The 15,529-nt window shown below is 70.5% G+C and carries 23 protein-coding genes; 18 read left to right on the top strand and 5 right to left on the bottom strand.

Going from position 1 to position 15,529, the window contains the following annotated elements; genetic code table 11:
• The 4 genes from ACR2FV_RS07615 to ACR2FV_RS07600 all read left to right on the top strand — a co-directional run.
• Positions 1-258 (top strand): hypothetical protein (locus ACR2FV_RS07615; protein WP_434015089.1); only part of this gene is annotated, 258 nt, incomplete at its 5' end.
• Positions 258-1,178 carry a 4Fe-4S dicluster domain-containing protein gene (locus ACR2FV_RS07610; RefSeq protein WP_434015088.1) on the top strand — a complete coding sequence of 307 codons (921 nt, stop codon included), beginning with the start codon at positions 258-260 and terminating at the stop codon, positions 1,176-1,178. The genes ACR2FV_RS07615 and ACR2FV_RS07610, both read left to right, overlap by 1 nt.
• 14 nt (positions 1,179-1,192) lie before the next feature.
• On the top strand, positions 1,193-2,119 hold the full coding sequence (gene nrfD, locus ACR2FV_RS07605) for an NrfD/PsrC family molybdoenzyme membrane anchor subunit (RefSeq protein WP_434015087.1): 927 nt from the start codon (positions 1,193-1,195) through the stop codon (positions 2,117-2,119).
• Positions 2,120-2,408: 289 nt separating this feature from the next.
• Entirely contained in the window at positions 2,409-2,690 is a 282-nt protein-coding gene (locus tag ACR2FV_RS07600; RefSeq protein WP_434015086.1) for a type II toxin-antitoxin system Phd/YefM family antitoxin, read from the top strand.
• Positions 2,691-3,230: 540 nt separating this feature from the next.
• On the opposite strand, the gene ACR2FV_RS07595 is transcribed toward ACR2FV_RS07600, so the two are convergent.
• Positions 3,231-3,386: a hypothetical protein gene (locus tag ACR2FV_RS07595; protein ID WP_434015085.1), complete on the bottom strand. Its 156-nt coding sequence runs from the start codon at positions 3,384-3,386 to the stop codon at positions 3,231-3,233.
• 149 nt (positions 3,387-3,535) lie between these two features.
• Here ACR2FV_RS07595 and selD point away from each other — a divergent pair, with 149 nt between their 5' ends.
• A complete protein-coding gene (gene selD / locus ACR2FV_RS07590) occupies positions 3,536-4,531 on the top strand; it encodes a selenide, water dikinase SelD (RefSeq protein WP_434015084.1) in 996 nt (331 codons plus the stop codon).
• A gap of 133 nt (positions 4,532-4,664) precedes the next feature.
• Complete coding sequence (locus ACR2FV_RS07585) at positions 4,665-4,832, top strand: hypothetical protein (protein WP_434015083.1); 168 nt, start codon at positions 4,665-4,667, stop codon at positions 4,830-4,832.
• Between the two features lie 101 nt (positions 4,833-4,933).
• On the opposite strand, the gene ACR2FV_RS07580 is transcribed toward ACR2FV_RS07585, so the two are convergent.
• Both ACR2FV_RS07580 and ACR2FV_RS07575 read right to left on the bottom strand, forming a co-directional pair.
• Positions 4,934-5,320, bottom strand: a complete 387-nt coding sequence (locus tag ACR2FV_RS07580; RefSeq protein ID WP_434015082.1) for a type II toxin-antitoxin system VapC family toxin — start codon at positions 5,318-5,320, stop codon at positions 4,934-4,936.
• A gap of 8 nt (positions 5,321-5,328) precedes the next feature.
• Entirely contained in the window at positions 5,329-5,565 is a 237-nt protein-coding gene (locus ACR2FV_RS07575; protein WP_434015081.1) for a FitA-like ribbon-helix-helix domain-containing protein, read from the bottom strand.
• A 128-nt stretch (positions 5,566-5,693) separates the two neighbouring features.
• Between ACR2FV_RS07575 and ACR2FV_RS07570 the strand changes: the two genes are divergently transcribed.
• The 4 genes from ACR2FV_RS07570 (at position 5,694) to ACR2FV_RS07555 (ending at position 7,214) form a co-directional block, all read left to right on the top strand.
• On the top strand, positions 5,694-6,149 hold the full coding sequence (locus ACR2FV_RS07570) for a hypothetical protein (protein WP_434015080.1): 456 nt from the start codon (positions 5,694-5,696) through the stop codon (positions 6,147-6,149).
• Entirely contained in the window at positions 6,146-6,577 is a 432-nt protein-coding gene (locus tag ACR2FV_RS07565; protein WP_434015079.1) for a cytotoxic translational repressor of toxin-antitoxin stability system, read from the top strand. Before ACR2FV_RS07570 ends, ACR2FV_RS07565 begins: the two co-directional genes overlap by 4 nt.
• A gap of 308 nt (positions 6,578-6,885) precedes the next feature.
• On the top strand, positions 6,886-7,026 hold the full coding sequence (locus ACR2FV_RS07560) for a hypothetical protein (protein ID WP_434015078.1): 141 nt from the start codon (positions 6,886-6,888) through the stop codon (positions 7,024-7,026).
• Complete coding sequence (locus ACR2FV_RS07555; protein ID WP_434015077.1) at positions 7,023-7,214, top strand: hypothetical protein; 192 nt, start codon at positions 7,023-7,025, stop codon at positions 7,212-7,214. The genes ACR2FV_RS07560 and ACR2FV_RS07555 overlap by 4 nt, the downstream gene beginning before the upstream one ends.
• Before the next feature lie 147 nt (positions 7,215-7,361).
• Here the strand turns inward: ACR2FV_RS07555 and ACR2FV_RS07550 are convergent, their stop codons facing one another.
• Positions 7,362-8,423 (bottom strand): enoyl-CoA hydratase/isomerase family protein, encoded by a 1,062-nt coding sequence (locus ACR2FV_RS07550; RefSeq protein WP_434015076.1) that lies wholly within the window; start codon positions 8,421-8,423, stop codon positions 7,362-7,364.
• A 38-nt stretch (positions 8,424-8,461) separates the two neighbouring features.
• Here ACR2FV_RS07550 and ACR2FV_RS07545 point away from each other — a divergent pair, with 38 nt between their 5' ends.
• The 6 genes from ACR2FV_RS07545 to ACR2FV_RS07520 are packed head-to-tail and all read left to right on the top strand — an operon-like array spanning position 8,462 to position 11,407.
• A complete protein-coding gene (locus ACR2FV_RS07545) occupies positions 8,462-9,346 on the top strand; it encodes a DUF5926 family protein (RefSeq protein ID WP_434015075.1) in 885 nt (294 codons plus the stop codon).
• 6 nt (positions 9,347-9,352) lie between these two features.
• Complete coding sequence (locus ACR2FV_RS07540; protein ID WP_434015074.1) at positions 9,353-10,048, top strand: glycosyltransferase family 2 protein; 696 nt, start codon at positions 9,353-9,355, stop codon at positions 10,046-10,048.
• A gap of 31 nt (positions 10,049-10,079) precedes the next feature.
• On the top strand, positions 10,080-10,322 hold the full coding sequence (locus ACR2FV_RS07535) for a type II toxin-antitoxin system Phd/YefM family antitoxin (protein WP_434015073.1): 243 nt from the start codon (positions 10,080-10,082) through the stop codon (positions 10,320-10,322).
• Entirely contained in the window at positions 10,319-10,717 is a 399-nt protein-coding gene (locus tag ACR2FV_RS07530; protein ID WP_434015072.1) for a PIN domain-containing protein, read from the top strand. Before ACR2FV_RS07535 ends, ACR2FV_RS07530 begins: the two co-directional genes overlap by 4 nt.
• A 52-nt stretch (positions 10,718-10,769) precedes the next feature.
• On the top strand, positions 10,770-11,006 hold the full coding sequence (locus tag ACR2FV_RS07525) for a FitA-like ribbon-helix-helix domain-containing protein (RefSeq protein ID WP_434015071.1): 237 nt from the start codon (positions 10,770-10,772) through the stop codon (positions 11,004-11,006).
• Positions 11,003-11,407: a type II toxin-antitoxin system VapC family toxin gene (locus ACR2FV_RS07520; RefSeq protein WP_434015070.1), complete on the top strand. Its 405-nt coding sequence runs from the start codon at positions 11,003-11,005 to the stop codon at positions 11,405-11,407. Before ACR2FV_RS07525 ends, ACR2FV_RS07520 begins: the two co-directional genes overlap by 4 nt.
• Before the next feature lie 22 nt (positions 11,408-11,429).
• Here the strand turns inward: ACR2FV_RS07520 and ACR2FV_RS07515 are convergent, their stop codons facing one another.
• Entirely contained in the window at positions 11,430-13,529 is a 2,100-nt protein-coding gene (locus ACR2FV_RS07515; RefSeq protein WP_434015069.1) for a hypothetical protein, read from the bottom strand.
• Between the two features lie 183 nt (positions 13,530-13,712).
• On the opposite strand from ACR2FV_RS07515, the gene ACR2FV_RS07510 reads away from it, so the two are divergent.
• Together ACR2FV_RS07510 and ACR2FV_RS07505 are read left to right on the top strand one after the other, a co-directional pair.
• Positions 13,713-14,942, top strand: a complete 1,230-nt coding sequence (locus tag ACR2FV_RS07510; protein ID WP_434015068.1) for an ATP-binding protein — start codon at positions 13,713-13,715, stop codon at positions 14,940-14,942.
• A 58-nt stretch (positions 14,943-15,000) separates the two neighbouring features.
• Positions 15,001-15,492 carry a DUF4446 family protein gene (locus ACR2FV_RS07505; RefSeq protein WP_434015067.1) on the top strand — a complete coding sequence of 164 codons (492 nt, stop codon included), beginning with the start codon at positions 15,001-15,003 and terminating at the stop codon, positions 15,490-15,492.
• Positions 15,493-15,529 lie beyond the last annotated feature (37 nt).

The following is a 15,529-nucleotide window of genomic DNA, read 5'->3' as shown; positions in this document are numbered from 1 at the left end:
CTGCCCTGGCACTGGGGTGGCACCGGGCTGACCACGGGTGATCCGGCCAACGACCTGGTCGGGGTGATCACCGACCCGAGTGTGCACATCCAGGGCAAGGTGGGCACGTGCGACATACGGCCCGGTCGGCGCCCGCGCGGACCGGAGCTGCTGGAGTATGTCGAGGACTACCGGCGGCGGGCCGGCGTCACCCCCGGGGACAGCGACAACGTGAACGGTGATGACACGGCCGGCGACGACGTGGAGGAGCAGAGCTGATGGGTTCCTTGTTCGGACCGTTGGAGGACGTGCAGGGCGACGCGGGGTATGCCGAGGGGCACCCGCCACGCAAGGGATTCTTCACCGACACCTCGGTGTGCATCGGCTGCAAGGCGTGCGAGGTGGCCTGCAAGGAGTGGAACGCCATCGGTGCGGACGGGCTGAGCCTGAGCGGCATGTCCTACGACAACACCCAGGAGCTGGGGGCCAACAGCTGGCGGCACGTGGCGTTCGTCGAGAAGACGGCGCCGCCTGAGCCGGCGGTGGCCCCGGAGCGGGAGCCGACCTCGCTGGGTATGCCGGGGGTCGGCCCGCCGGTGGGTGCGGAGCAGACCGCGACCACGCAGCAGGCGGGGGTGACCTGGCTGATGTCCTCCGACGTGTGCAAGCACTGCACCCACGCGGCGTGCCTGGACGTGTGCCCGACCGGGTCGCTGTTCCGCACCGAGTTCGGCACCGTGGTCGTGCAGGAGGACATCTGCAACGGGTGTGGCTACTGCGTGCCCGCCTGCCCCTACGGCGTGATCGACCTGCGGCCGGGCGACGGCCGCGCGTTCAAGTGCACGCTGTGCTACGACCGGCTCAAGGACGACCAGACTCCGGCCTGTGCCCAGGCGTGCCCGACGGAGTCGATCCAGTTCGGCGACCTGGACGAGCTGCGGGAGCGCGCCCAGGGGAGGGTGGAGGCGCTGCACGAGCGGGGGGTCAGCCAAGCCCGGCTCTACGGCCACGACCCGACTGACGGGGTGGGCGGTGACGGTGCGTTCTTCCTGCTGCTGGACGAGCCGGAGGTCTACGGTCTGCCGCCGGACCCGGTGGTGACGACCCGCGACCTGCGCTCGATGTGGTCCTCGGTCGGTCTGGCTGCGGGCGCCCTGGTCGGGCTGGGCGCTGCGGCGTTCGCGGGGTCACGCCGGTGAGGGAGCGGGCGATGATGTCCGAGCCGGAGTTCGAGTCCTACTACGGCCGGCAGATCATCAAGACGCCCACGTGGAAGACCCCGGACGTGCCGCTCTACCTCTTCCTGGGCGGGCTGGCGGGAGCCTCGGCGGTGCTGGCGCAGGGTGCGGCGCTGGGTGACTACCCGGACCTGGAGCGGGTCACCCGGCTGGCCGCGGCGGGTGGCGCCGGGCTCGGCACGGTCTGGCTGATCCACGACCTGGGGCGCCCGGCGCGGTTCCTGAACATGTTGCGGATGTTCAAGGTCACCTCGCCGCTGTCGGTGGGGTCCTTCGTCCTGGCGCCCTTCTCGTCGCTGGCCGCGGGGGCGGCGGCCTCGGAGGTGACCGGCCGGCTGCCGGTGCTGGGTCGGGTTGCGGGTCTGGGGGCGGCCGGGCTGGGGCCGCTGCTGGCCACCTACACCGGGGCGCTGCTGGCCAACACGGCGGTGCCGGTGTGGCATGACGGGCACCGGGAGCTGCCGTTCGTCTTCGCGGGCAGCGGTGCCGCGGCCGCCGGCGGACTGGCGATGCTGTTGGTGCCCGCGGACCAGGCCGGCCCGGCCCGGCGTATGTCGGTCGCCGGGGTGCTCCTGGACGTCGCCGCGCACGAGGCGATGGAGCTGCGGATGGGGCCGCTGATCAGCGAGCCCTATCACCAGGGGACGCCGGGGGTGTTGATGAAGATCGCGCGGAGTCTGAGCGTGACCGGCGCGGTGGCGAGCCTGCTTGCTCGGCGCTCGCGAGCGGCGGCGCTGGTCGGCGGCGTGGCGTGTGTGGCCGGGTCGGTGGTGACCCGCTTCGCGGTCTTCGAGGCCGGTCTGGCCTCCGCCCGCGACCCGAAGTACACCGTCATCCCGCAGAAGGAGCGCCTGGCCGAGCGGCAGGCCAGCGGTCCGGCGGGAGCCGGTTCGACGGCGTGATCGTGGACGAGCAAGCCTTGGTGCGAGCGAGGCCCGGGGGTGGGTCAGGAAGTGTCGGCAAGGACCGGGCGGCTGGTGCGCGCCATGAGCCACGCGCCGAGCGTGGCTGCTGCCACGAGGACACCAGTGGGCCATCCGGCCGAGGAGCAGGAGGAGCAGTAGATCAGGACGGGGAGGGCAAGTGCGACTGCGCCAGCCACGACCCATGTGGTGAAGAAGGCCGACCACTCGGCCTGACGCGATCCCTCGCAACCGGTCATGGGTTTTTTCCTGGGCCTGGAATGAGGCGATGGAAACACTGCCGATCTGGAAGGTCAAGGACAGGTTGAACGAGTACGTCGACTCGGTCGGTCTGACCAGAGATCAGGTGACGATCACCAAGAACAGATCCCCTGCGGCGGTGCTGATCAGCGTCGAGGAGTGGGAATCGATCCAGGAGACCTTGTGCTGGCTCTCGCAGCCCGGCATCCACGAGACCATCGCCGAAGCTCGGGCCGATGTCGAGGCCGGTCGCACTTACGACGAGGCCGCGATCAGAGCCGAGCCCGGGGTGCCCAAGACCCACAGTTGAGCGGCGAGACAGTGAGCGATGAGGTCCGACTCACCGGTCCGGCGCGGCGCGGCGCAGGGTATCCCGCCACGCATCGTCCCCGCGATCCTCGAGTTCGCCTTCGGTCCCCTGGCCCGTGAGCCGCGAAGAGTCGGTAATCCTCTCAAGCGCGACCTGGCGGGACTGTTCGGTGCCCGCCGAGGTCCCTACCGTCGCTCTACCGCATCGACGACGAGGCGCAGATCGTCTACGTCGTCCACATCGACCACCGCGCCGACGTCTACCGCTCCCGATCGGAAGGTGGATATCGGCCGGTCTGGTTGGTCGTTGCAGCGACGGTTGCCCTGGTCGTGCGAGCCATCAGCCAGGCGCCAAGGGTTGCCGGAAGCACGATAACGGCGAAGTGCCACCACTCCATCGGGTAGGTGAACGCGCCGATCGCGAAGAGCAACGCCACGCCGGCAACGACACCGGCGACCCACGTGGTGACCAGCGCGGAGCGCCAGGCTCGCCGCGGATCGGTGACTCAGCTGGTGGTCAGGGTCGTCGAGGATCGGTGACTCAGCTGGTGGTCAGGGTCGTCGAGGCCGCCGGCCTCACCCCGGAAGGGTCGAGCATCGACCCGAGAGCCACGAGGGATCCGGTCAGGATGCCGAGCGCCGCGCCCCACCCCAGCCCAGCGGCGGCATACCTCCACTCCCAGCGCGATGCGCGCATGTCCCCTCCTGATCGTGAGTGCCGCCCGACAAGCGGCCGCATATCTGGAGGAAAGCGCCGGGACGGTGCGGATCGCCGACGCGAACGGGCGGCTGCAATTGTCCACCTGGCTAGGCACGACACCGCCGCCTCGGCATACGGTGAGGGTCGTGACGACCACGACTGCGGCGATCCGGCTCACCCAGTACGCCTCGGGCGGCGGGTGCGCCTGCAAGGTGCCGCCCGGTGAGCTGGACAAGGTGCTGGGCGACCTGCCGATGTCGCGGGCCGGGGGCGACCTGCTGGTCGGGGTGGATGCCGGCGACGACGGTGCGGCGGTGCGGATCGAGGGGGGTCGGGCGCTGATCGCGACCGCCGACTTCTTCACCCCGGTGGTCGACGACGCCTACGACTGGGGGCGGATCGCGGCGACCAACGCGCTGTCCGACGTCTACGCGATGGGTGGCACGCCGGTGGTGGGGGTCAACCTGCTGTGCTGGCCGCGGGACCGGATCCCGTTCGAGCTGGCCGCGGAGGTGCTGCGCGGTGGGGCCGAGGTATGCCGCGCGGCCGGCAGCTTCCTGGCCGGCGGGCACTCGATCGATGACCCGGAGCCGAAGTACGGCGTTGCGGTGACCGGGCTGGCCGACCCGGAGCGGCTGCTGCGCAACGACGCGGGGGTGGCGGGGGTGCCGCTGACGCTGACCAAGCCGCTGGGGCTGGGGGTGCTCAACAACCGGCACAAGGCGACCGGCGAGATCTTCGGCGAGGCCATTGAGGTGATGACCACGCTGAACCGGGAGGCCTCGCAGGCGGCGCTGGGCGCGGGGGTGGTGTGCGCGACCGATGTGACCGGGTTCGGCTTGCTGGGGCATCTGCTGAAGCTGTGTCGGGCCAGTGGCGTATCGGCGGAGATCGACGCGAGGGCGGTGCCGTATGTCGAGGGTGCACGGGAGGCGCTGGCCGCCGGTTTCGTGCCCGGTGGGAGTCGGCGCAACCTGGACTGGGTGCGACCTCACCTGGCGTCGACGGTGAGTGACGACGAGCTGGTGCTGCTGGCCGACGCGCAGACCTCGGGCGGGCTGCTGATCGCCGGTGAGGTGCCGGGGCACCCGGTGATCGGACGGCTGGTGCCCAAGGCTGATGCGTTGATCTCGGTGGCGTAGGACAAGCCAGTGCAATTGTGTGGCCAGGCGCAGGGCGACACAGCTGCAGGGTCAAAAGGGATGACTGTGCCGGTGGATGGTCCGGCCGGTCCGTGCCATGGTGGGCGTTGTGAAGATCCCCAAGCAGCAAGTCATGGCGCTCCTGCAGGATCAGGAGCGGATGGGCAAGCACACCGACGCTGAGGAGGAGCTGCCCGAGGAGGTCGACACCCAAAGTGACCACGATCGAGACATCTTGCAGCGCATCGGCGTGGACCCGGCCGAGCTGGAGGACAAGTTCTCCGGCGGCAAGCACTTCTGAGGTGAATCACGCATCCAGCAGGCTCTGAATCAGACGAATAGCCGAGCTTGAAGTGTGCAACCAACCGGCGAGCGACGAGGCGCGGCCTGCTGCGCTCGCGGTCAGACCAGCTCGACGGTGCAGGGCAGGCCTGGAACTCGGCCGAGGCGGCCGTCTGCGGTGAGAAGCGGCAGGTCCAGCAGTGCAGCCTGGGCGACGTAGAGCCCGTCATAGAAGCTGAGGTTGTGTCGCAAGCTCCACGCCATCTCCGACAACGGGGCGCCATGGGGGTAGCGATGGTCGACGACTGCGGGTGCAGCGCGCAACGCGAGCAGAGCCTCCTCAGGGCTCAGCAGACCCTGTCGTTCGTGCCGGCGCAATACGTTGCCGACCTCCGCGTCGATCAGGTGCGGGGCATGCGTGCGGGCACCCGCCAACTGCTTTCGCAGCAGCACTGCTTCAGTGGTCTTGCCACTCAACGCCAGGAGCAGCGACGATGCGTCGAGCACGCATTCGCTCACCGGCGGTCGGCGGCCAGGTCGGCCTGAATGGACTCCCGCGTCGCCCCAGGAGTGTCGTATCTGCGCAGAGCATCCTCCAGCGCCGCCATGGCTTCTTGCGTGGTGGGGTGGGCGGCGAAGTCGACCACCCAGTCGCGCATGTAGGACTGGATGGAGCGTCCGTCGGCCCGCGCCCGCATGCGGATCACCTCATAGGCAGCCTCTGGGATCTCCCGAATCTGGATTGTCGCCATAGCGCAACTATAGCGCTACGGCGCTCCCCGCACGTGAAATCGAGCGGCGGACGGAACGGCGTACTCTCCGTACTTGACGTACCTACGGCTTGGCGTGATGATCGAAGCCCACAGCGAGGAGCAGCGGGATGAATCACCCACGCCACTTCAGCAGTTTCACCGACGCTCGCAAGCAGCTGCGATCCGTGCTCGACGCTGCGCAGCAGGGACTTGTCACCACCCTCGAGCGCGACAGGCAACGGTATGTCGTCCTGCTCGGTGACCATCTGCGCGAGGACCTGGCCGCACTGAGACCTGCCGACGCGGTCGTGGTGGCCGAAGGCGGCGGCTGGTCTGTCATCCTCCCGGGCTTGCCCGTGCATGGTGACGCAGAGACGTTCGACGGTGCCATCGAGGACGCAGTGGACGCTCTGCGTGAGTATGCGCAGGACTGGAACGACCGGCTGCACCTCGCCCCGAATCACCGACAGCACCGCGTGGTCGTGGAGCTCGTCGAGCTCTCCAATGACGAGCAGTTGCGTGAGTGGCTGGTGGTATCGCCTCACCAGCACGCGTCGGACCCTGACCGGCTCGCCACGGCGTGAGCAGGTCCGGGAGCCGGGCCGACCACCACCGCTTCTGCAAGATCGAAGGTCGGGTGGAGGTTCGGAACGCCCGGGGTAAGGCCGTCGGTCACCACATCACCTACGAGTTGTCACTGTCCGATGGCCGGATTCTGCGCAGCCGCATCTCCCGGCCGGCCGACGGAACGGCATACGGGATCGGCCTGTGGAAGGCCATCCTGAGGGACCAGCTGTGCGTGAGCGAAGAAGAGTTCTGGGCCTGCGTCACCGATCGGAAGCCACCAGACCGCGGCGTCCAGGCCGCTTCGGTTCCGCAGCGCGCATTGCCCGCCTCGCTCGCCGCCCAGCTGATCAGGGAGGCCGGTATCCCGGAGTCACGAGTGGTGCAGATGACGCTGGAGGAAGCGGTGGCAGCGATGACGGAGCACTGGTCCAAGCCGAAGCGCTAGTGGACCGCAGGGGCGGGCGAACTTGTGCCGAGGAGCCTCGTCCGCCGTTCCCGGTCCACCGATCATTGCGGTGACCCTCGACCTCTGGGAGCCTTGGAGCACGCCTGGGCTGCGCCTGCGCGTGGCCTGGGTATCACCGGCGCTGGTGGCTGCTCCTGCAGATGTGCGGGCTCATCCCGGGCGCGCCCAGAGCAGGCGGCACCCATGACAACGCAGACCGACATCCCACCCACGGTGCCGGACGCCGCCCCCTCTGAGACCCCGGGGAGACCGAGGACTTCGTCGGCGGCGTCGACCCGGCCCCGCGGGTGCAGCCCCTGGGGCCGGTGCGCGGTCTGCTCACGGCCGGCAAGACGCAGCAGAGCGTGGCGGCCTGGCTGCAGCGGGCCACCGGCATGATCGACCCCGATCAGGTGGCAATCCCGCCGGAGTCACCGGCCCGGGGGTGATCGAGACCTGGGGCGGCGGGGTCTTCGCGGTGCAGCAGAGCAGCGAGCCGGCGATCGAGGCGCCGCTGGGCTGGGTGCTGTCCGATGCCAGCCGGCAGGACATGCGGGAGTCCCTGGCCCAGGACATCGAGTGCGGCCGCGCCCCGCAGACCTCGGCGTGTGCTCGCCGGGCCGACGCGGTGCCCTAGGGGGACCTGGGCGACCTCATCCACATACTGACCGACGGCGTCGACCCCGTTCGTCGCCGCATGGTCTGGACGGATGCCGATGGTGGCGGGTCCGGCCGTACGCGGGCGGACATCTCGGCCGCCGGAGTTGGCATGCGGCAGCTGGTCTCAGAAGGGAGCAAGGACTGCCTGCCGGTCGACGTCCGAGACGTGCGCGTCGGCCCAGCGGGGAGAGCGGTCCTTGTCGACCAGGAGGGCGCGGATGCCCTCCGCGAAGTCGGGGTGGCCCACGAACGCCCGTCCCAGTCGCTGGTCCTGGGCCAGCACCTCGTCCACACTTAGCGACCCCGCACGGCGCAGCGCGGCCAGGGTGACCGCGACGGAGTGGGGGGAGCGCTGCTCGATCGTGGCCGCGGCCTCGCGCGCTGAGCGGTGGGTATGCCGGGTCAGCCGGTCGACGATGGCCGCCGGGTCGTCGCCGGCGTAGCACTCGTCGATCCACTCCCCGCGCTCGGCCAGGCTCGACTCAGGCAGCTCGACACCCTCGACGTTGAGCGCGTCGACGGAGGGGATCGACCACTCCATCGGCTCCGTCTGATCCCGCAACTCGCCGGACAGCCCCGAGGTCAGGTCTGACAGCACTGCGTCCTTGGCCTGCGACGGCACGAGCGCATCGGCCACTCCCAGCAGCACCGCATCCGCCCCGTTCACCGGCAGCCCGGTCAGCGCCACATGGGTGCCGAGCTCGCCGGGTGCCCGAGACAGGAACCACAGCCCGCCCACGTCGGGGAAGAAGCCGATGATCGTCTCCGGCATCGCCAGCTTGGTGCGCTCGGTCACGACCCGGTGCGAGCCGTGCGCCGACACCCCGACGCCGCCGCCCATCACGACGCCGTCCATCCACACCACATACGGCTTGGGGTAGGACGCGATCCGGGCGTTCAGCGCGTACTCGCGCTCCCAGAACCCCAGCACCGACTCGACGTCGCCGTCCAGGACCGAGCGGCGCAGCGCCACGACGTCGCCGCCGGCGCACAGGCCCTTGTCCCCGGCGCCCTCGACCCACACGGCTTGGACCGCTGGGTCGTCCGCCCAGGCGTCGAGCACCCTCAGCGCCTCGATGACCATCGCGTCATCCAACGAGTTGATGGCGCGCGGGCGGTTGAGCGTGAGCCGGCCGACCGGACCGACGACCTCGTGCAGCACCGCGTCGGGGCGAACATCCGTCATAGCGGCTGACCCTAGCCGCGGACGTAGACTCACCCGCCATGGGCAAGGCATCGAGGCGCAAGCGCCAGGCACAGGGTCAGGGCACCAAGACCGATCCCGAGCAGCAGCGGGCACCGTTCGTGGCGCGGCCCTTCGAGGGGCTCGCCGACGAGACCGAGTGGGTGGCGATGCGCGAGATCGTGCCCGCCGCCACCGCACCGGTCACCCTCACCCTGCCCGACGGCAACCCGCAGCAGGTCACGCTGACCACCGTGCTGCCGGGCGCGATGCCGGCGCTGCACCGCGCCGACGGGGAGATCCTGGTGGCCTGTCAGGCCCGCACCTCCAGCGGTGACGCCAGCCGCGACATCGCCCAGGCGGTCATCGCCGCGGTCGCCGCCGAGCCGGGCACCCCGCTGACCTCAGTGCGTCCGGCCACGATGGGTACCCCCCGGTTGCAGGACCTGATCGACGACCAAGGGCTGACGCCGACGGTGCACGAGGACTTCTCCTTCTGGATGGACCAGGACGAGGTCACCCCCGAGGCTGCCGCGGCGCTGGAGCAGACCAACGAGGCGGCGGTGCCGACCGTCAAGATCGAGGAGCTGCCCTCGGCGTACTGGTGCAAGATGGGCGGGCGCACCTACATCCGCTGGATCCTGCCCGACGATGAGGACATCGCCGTCGTGGCGCTGGCCCGGCTGCAGGCCGCCGGGGAGCACACCCTGGGCGATGACACCGAGCTGTTGGGGGCCTTCCGCGCCGCCGGGCTGCTGGTGCCGGTGCTCGAGGTGTCCCCCGACACCGAGGCGAGCGACCACGTCGAGGCGTTGCTCGCGCTGCAGGGACGGTATGCCGAGGCGCTGGGGCAGGACGACCCGCTCACGCCGCAGGAGCGCCGGGCCCGCGAGGGACTGATCAGCCGCCAGGTCACCTTGCGCTGACCGGCCGTGACCGAGCAAGGCGTGGTCGCCGTCATCCCCGCCAAGGACGAGGCGCAGCGACTGGGGGCGACCCTCTCCGCGCTGGCCAGGGTGCCGCAGGTGTCGGCGGTGATCGTGGTCGACGACGGCAGCCGCGACCGCACCGCCGTCATCGCCGAGCAGACTGGGGTGCTGGTGTGTCGGCATACCCGCAACCAGGGCAAGGCCGCGGCGATGCAGACCGGGGCCCAGGCCGCGGGCGAACGGCACCCGGGGGCGGCGCTGCTCTTCGTCGACGCCGACCTGGCGGACAGCGCGGCAGGACTGGGCGTGCTGTGCGACCCAGTGCTCGCGGGCGAGGCAGACATGACGATTGCGGTGTTGCCGCCGCAGGACCGGGCCGGCGGCGGGTTCGGCTTCGTCGTCCGGCCGGCGAGGGACGGCATACGGGAGCTGACCGGGTGGGAGGCCGCGCAGCCGCTCTCTGGTATGCGGTGCCTCACCCGGGATGCCTTCGATGCGGCGATGCCGCTGGCCCGCGGGTGGGGTGTCGAGGTCGGGTTGACCATCGACGTGCTGCGCTCGGGCGGGCGGGTGCTGGAGGTGCCGTGCGCGTTGCGGCACCGGGTCACCGGGCGGGGCTGGCGGGCGCAGGTGCATCGAGCCCGGCAGTACCGCGACGTCCGCCGAGCGCTCGGTGCGCGACGCCGGCTCGGCAGCTGATCGGCCGAGTCCAGGTGCTACGTTGTCGCACATGGACGTCGGCGTCAGAGAGCTGCGCAACGATACGGCCCGCGTCATCGACGCGGTGCAGGCCGGGGAACGGGTCACCCTGACGGTCCGCGGCGAGCCGATCGCCGACATCGTCCCCCACGGCGCCCGCACGCGATGGCTTTCCGGAGCGTCGCTGGGGGATCGACTGGTGCATCGTTCGGCGGATCCGGGGCTGCGTGGTGACCTCGCCGACCTGGCGAGCGAGACCTTGGCCGACCCGTGACCTCGGGCCTGCTCGACACCTCGGTGTTCATCGCGCAGGAGAGCGGTCGGCCCCTCGGCCCGCTGCCACAGCGCGTTGCGGTGTCCGTGATCACGATGGGCGAGCTGGAGCTCGGCGTGCTCGCGGCCACCGAGGACGACGTTCGGGCCCGACGAGCGGACACCCTCGCGCTCGCTCGTGAGGCCGACCCCATCCCGATCACCGAGCCCGTGATGGGGGCCTGGGCGCGACTGGTCATCGACTGCCGTCGGGCGGGTGTGCACCGCACCGTCAGGCTCACGGATGCGCTGATCGCCGCTACGGCCGTCGTGCACGGCTTGCCCGTCGTGACGCAGGACGAGGACTTCGACACGATCGCGAGTGCCCACCCGCTACTTCGCGTCGTCAGGGTCTGAGCCGACGACTTCGTCGACGCGCATCTACCGCCGATGCAGCTATAGTGCAGGCATGTCGAAGGCCATCACCGTGCGAGACGTGCCCGATGAGGTCACCAGGGAGCTCGCTGCTCGAGCGGCACGGGGCGGGCGCTCGCTGCAGGAGTACCTCCGGGGCCATCTCATCGGATTGGCCGCCCGACCTGACATCGACTCCTGGGCTGACGCGGTGCAGCGTCGCAAGGCGGCGACCGGCGATGTGGTCTCGGTCGACGACATCCTTGCGTGGCGTGACGCGGATCGGCGGTGACGCTGGTCGTCGATGCCTCCGTGGTGACTGCCGCGTTGGTGGATGACGGTCCTGCTGGATCCTGGGCGCTGACAACCTTGCGCGAAGGTGAGGCGGTGGCCCCCCAGCACCTCTACGTCGAGGTGGCCAGTGCGCTGCGCCGTGGCCAGTTGGCTGCTCGCCTCACGAGGGAGGTCGCGACTTTGGCGCATGAGGAACTGCTCAGCCTGCCGATCGACCTGATGCCCTATCCGCCGATCGCCCACCGCGCGTGGGAGCTGCGAGGCTCGGTGTCCAGCTACGACGCTGTCTACGTCGCGCTGGCCGAGCAGCTCGATGCCGACCTCGTGACGTTGGATCGTCGACTGGTGCGAGCACCCGGTCCCCGGTGCCGGTTCCGCTCGCTCCCCACGCCTGGGTGAAGGGCGGCCGACGCTGGGCACCTCAGGCTCTTCGCGCCAGGACCGCCAGGCCTGCGCCGATGGCAACAGCGAGGCCCATCCCGACCAGCGCGATGCCCGAGTCGTTCAGCGCCCAGCCGAGCGCCCAACAGGCGATCAGTGCCCACGCGGTATGCCGAGCCAGCGGCACCTGCCACAGCCCGGCGACCGGCCGGCCGACGGCCGACGTCGGGGACGCCACCGCCCAGACCACCACAGCCACGAACACCACCGCCAGCCACGAGGCCGGGTAGTCCACGAAGATGCTCAGGCTCTGACCCAGCTTGCGGGTGACGATCTCCCACGCCTGACCGTCGAGGACCGCCTGCACGAAGTCGCCGAGGTGGCTGCGCGACGAGACCGGGCGCAGCCAGTCCAGCACCATCACCGACCCCGCCAGCAGGAGTGACCCGCCGAGGAGAGCGACGAGCCGCAGCGGGCTCAGCCGCACCCCGGCCGCCCCCAGCGCCAGCACCCCCGTCGCCACGACCATCGCGGGCACCCCGCCGAAGTCGGCGCCGTAGGCGGGGGTCCCGTCGACCACCACCACGGCCAGACCGACGAGGACCACGCCCACCACCGCGGCCCGACGCCGCGGGAGCAGCCAGGAGGCCAGACACCCGGCCAGCACCAGCCCGGCGGCCGAGATGGCGCCGAAGCCGATGTTGCCCATCCCGTAGAACCGCCCCGCCTCGCGCGGCTGCACCCCGAGCCAGGAGATCAGCCCCAACGGGCCGCCGAGGATGACGTCGACCCCCAGGACGAGCACGGTGACGGCACCGAGCACAGCCACCGGTCCGCGAGGGTCGCGCCGCCACGGTCCCAGCCAGGCCAGCGCGACGAGCGCCGCCATGAAGCCCAGCACCACGGCATACAGCCCGAAGAGCGGCTGCCCGGACCGCCACCACGGCACCATCCCGGCCAGGAACCCCTCGGCCGGCACGGCCGTCGTGGCCGTGCCGGCGAGGGCGACCACCACGGCACCCACACGACGCGTGGCAGAGTCGTGCCGACGGCGGCGCAGCAGCATTCCCAGCACCAACAGCACCACGATCCATGGCGCCAGCCCGACGGCGATCCAGGGCACGAGGTAGGAGGCCCAGGTGCCGGCCTTGGCCAGATCGCGGGTCCGCTGTCCGGCAGCGGGATCGACGGTGAATCCGGTCGGTGCACCGGCGACGACGTCCGGCACGTCCGCGCCGGCGAGGTCGAGCACGGTCGCGGTCAGGTCGGTGGTCTGCACCAGGGCAGGCTGCCGAGTCGTCGAGGAGCCGAGCAGTGCCGGCCCGCGGATCGCCGGACTGTCGACGAGCGCAGTATGCAGCTGGGCACGGTCGGTGGTGTCGGCCAGGCCGGCCACGATCAGCGTGGCGTCGTCGGGCAGGCCGGCGCGCAGCCGGCCCAGCGCCGCGTCTGTCTCGACCAGGGTGTCGGAGCGGTCGCTCTCGAGCACCACGGGCGCATCGATCAAGTGCACGCCGCACGCGGGGTCGAGATCACCGTCGAGCTCGGTCAGTCCCTGCGGGCGGTATGCGGTGACGCGGCCGTCCCGGTCGGCCGCCGCGAGCGCGGCGAGCGGCCCGTAGGCAGCGACGCACCCTCCGCTGTCCTGCACCGCGGTGGCCAGGGTCCCCAGGCTCGCCGGGATCCCCTGCCGGCCGGCCGCCGTCTGCCACTGGGCGAACTCGCTCGGGGTCCCGTCCGCGGCAACGTCGGGAGCCGTGCAGGTGGACCCGTCCCGGTCGACGCTGGCTGCGCTCGCGCCCTGCGCAGCACGGTCGCCCCGCAGGCCGGTCCCGGCCCGTTGACCGGCGCCGAGGGTGAGCCAGCCCTGAGCGGGGCAGGTGACCCGGTCCACGCCCCGGACCACGAGGGCGGCCGAGCCCCGCTGGGCCAGCCCGGCCAGTGCCGGGGTGCGCTCGGTCGAGATCAGGTCCCAGGTCAGCCCGGGGATCCCCACCAGCACGACCGGACCGGCCGAGGCTGGCAGCGGCTCGCGCTCGGCCGGCGGGTCGAGCGCCCGCCATGCCGCAGCGCCCAGGAGGCCACCGAGCGTGAGGGCGAGCAGCACCCAGGCGAGACTTCTGCGCGCCGTCTCGCTCATCCGGCCGACCCTAGCCGTCACCGAATGAGCGCAGGAATCGACTACTGAAAGTGCTGCAAACTGATGGTTGATAGTGTTGCGAACTGATTAATACTATAGTTGCAAAACGATTTGTGAAACATATTCTGGCACTTCTTTCCAGGAAAGAGAGCCGTTCGCATAGCCGATCACTACCGCTCGAGAGTGCTCGACGGGGAGCTCGCTGCTCGTCTCGAGTCGAGCGGGGCCGTGCTTATCGAGGGTCCGAAAGCATGCGGCAAGACCGAGACGGCGAGGCAGGCCGCTGCCAGCATGGTCTACCTGGATACGGACGTGGGTGCGCGACAGACGTTGGCGATAGACCCGTCCCTGGTCCTGGCCGGTGCCGCGCCACGACTACTGGACGAGTGGCAGTCGGAGTCTGCGCTGTGGAACCACGTGCGTCGTGCAGTGGACGAGCGTCGTAGGCCGGGTCAGTTCATCTTGACCGGTTCGGCTGTCCCCGCTGACGACCAAACCCGGCATACCGGGGCGGCACGCGTGTCGCGACTGCGCATGCGGCCCATGTCGTTGTTCGAGTCCGGTCACAGCACAGGCGCCATATCCTTGCGACAGCTCTTGGACGGCGAGTCGGCGCGTAGCACCGAGTCCAGGCTGGGCCTGAATGACCTCACCGAGCGTGCCACCGTCGGCGGGTGGCCCGGGTTTCAGGATCGCACGCCTGCTGGCGCTGCGCAGGGCGTGCGGGACTATCTCGAACAGGTCACCAGGGTGGACGTAGGGCGAGTCGACGGCGTGCGCCGTGACCCCGACAAGGTGCGTGCTCTGGCCACCGCGTTGGCGCGCAATGTGGCCACCGAGGTCAGCGTGTCGACCCTGGCGTCCGACGTGATCGGCGTCTCCGGGCTGGAACGCAGCACGGTCAGGGACTACCTCGACGCCCTGACGCGCTTGATGGTGCTGGAGGACCAACCCGCCTGGGCGCGCCATCTGCGGTCCAAGGCCAGACTGCGACAGTCCGCCAAGCGGCACTTCGTGGATCCCTCCCTGGCCGTCGCCGCGCTACGGGCCTCGCCGGCTCGCTTACGTGCGGACCTCAATCTCTTCGGTCTCGTCTTCGAATCCATGGTGATCCGAGATCTGAGGATCTACTCCCAGCCCCGGGAGGGTGAGGTGCAGCACTACCGCGACAGCAACGGCCTGGAGGTCGACGCGATCATCGAGTGTGCGGACGGGCGCTGGGCGGCTTTCGAGGTCAAGTTGAGTCCCCATTCGGTCGATGACGGAGCCGCGTCCCTGCTGCGGTTCAGCTCGCAGGTCGACACAGACAAGTGTGGCAAGCCGGCGGCGCTCGGAGTCATCACGGGTTCCGGATACGGCTACCGACGTCCGGACGGCGTTCACGTCATTCCGATCGGAGCGTTGGGCCCGTGAGCGCTGCCTACTCAGCACCTCCCGTGCCTGGCTCTGCTGACCGCATACCCTCGCAGACGTGGACCTGACCGAACCGCAGCTGACCGCGCTGACCGCGGCGGCCCTGGTGATCGCCGTGCTCGCCCTCGTGCTCGCGCTGGTGCAGTGGCGCCGCTTTGCCACCGTCCGGCGGCGCTACCAGGTGCTATGGGGTGACGGTGCCGCTGACGTGTCGACGCTGCTGGCCCGGCAGTCGGGGCGGATCGAGGCCGAGTCCACCCGGATCGGAGAGGTCGAGCGCTCGGTGACGCGCCTGCGCGACGGGCTGGCGCAGAGTCTGCAGCACGTGGCGGTCGTGCGCTACGACGCGTTCGGCGACATGGGCGGGCGGATGTCGTTCAGCGCCGCGATCATCGACGACCACGGTGACGGCATGGTGATCAGCTCGATCCACGCGCGGGGCGAGAGCCGCAGCTATGCCAAGGGCATCGTCCGGGGCAGCAGCGACATCACCCTGAGCCCGGAGGAGCGGCACGCCTTGGACGCGGCCCGCTCCGGCAGCGCCGAGTGACGCAAAGTCCCTCGCAAGCCGTTCCGAGGCCGCGCAA

Origin of the sequence: Ornithinimicrobium sp., assembly GCF_051004135.1 — a bacterium.
In the GTDB taxonomy this organism is placed as follows: Bacteria; Actinomycetota; Actinomycetes; order Actinomycetales; family Dermatophilaceae; genus Ornithinicoccus.
The sequence above is the reverse complement of the archived record's forward strand: the minus strand, read 5'-3'. Positions and strand labels throughout refer to the sequence as shown.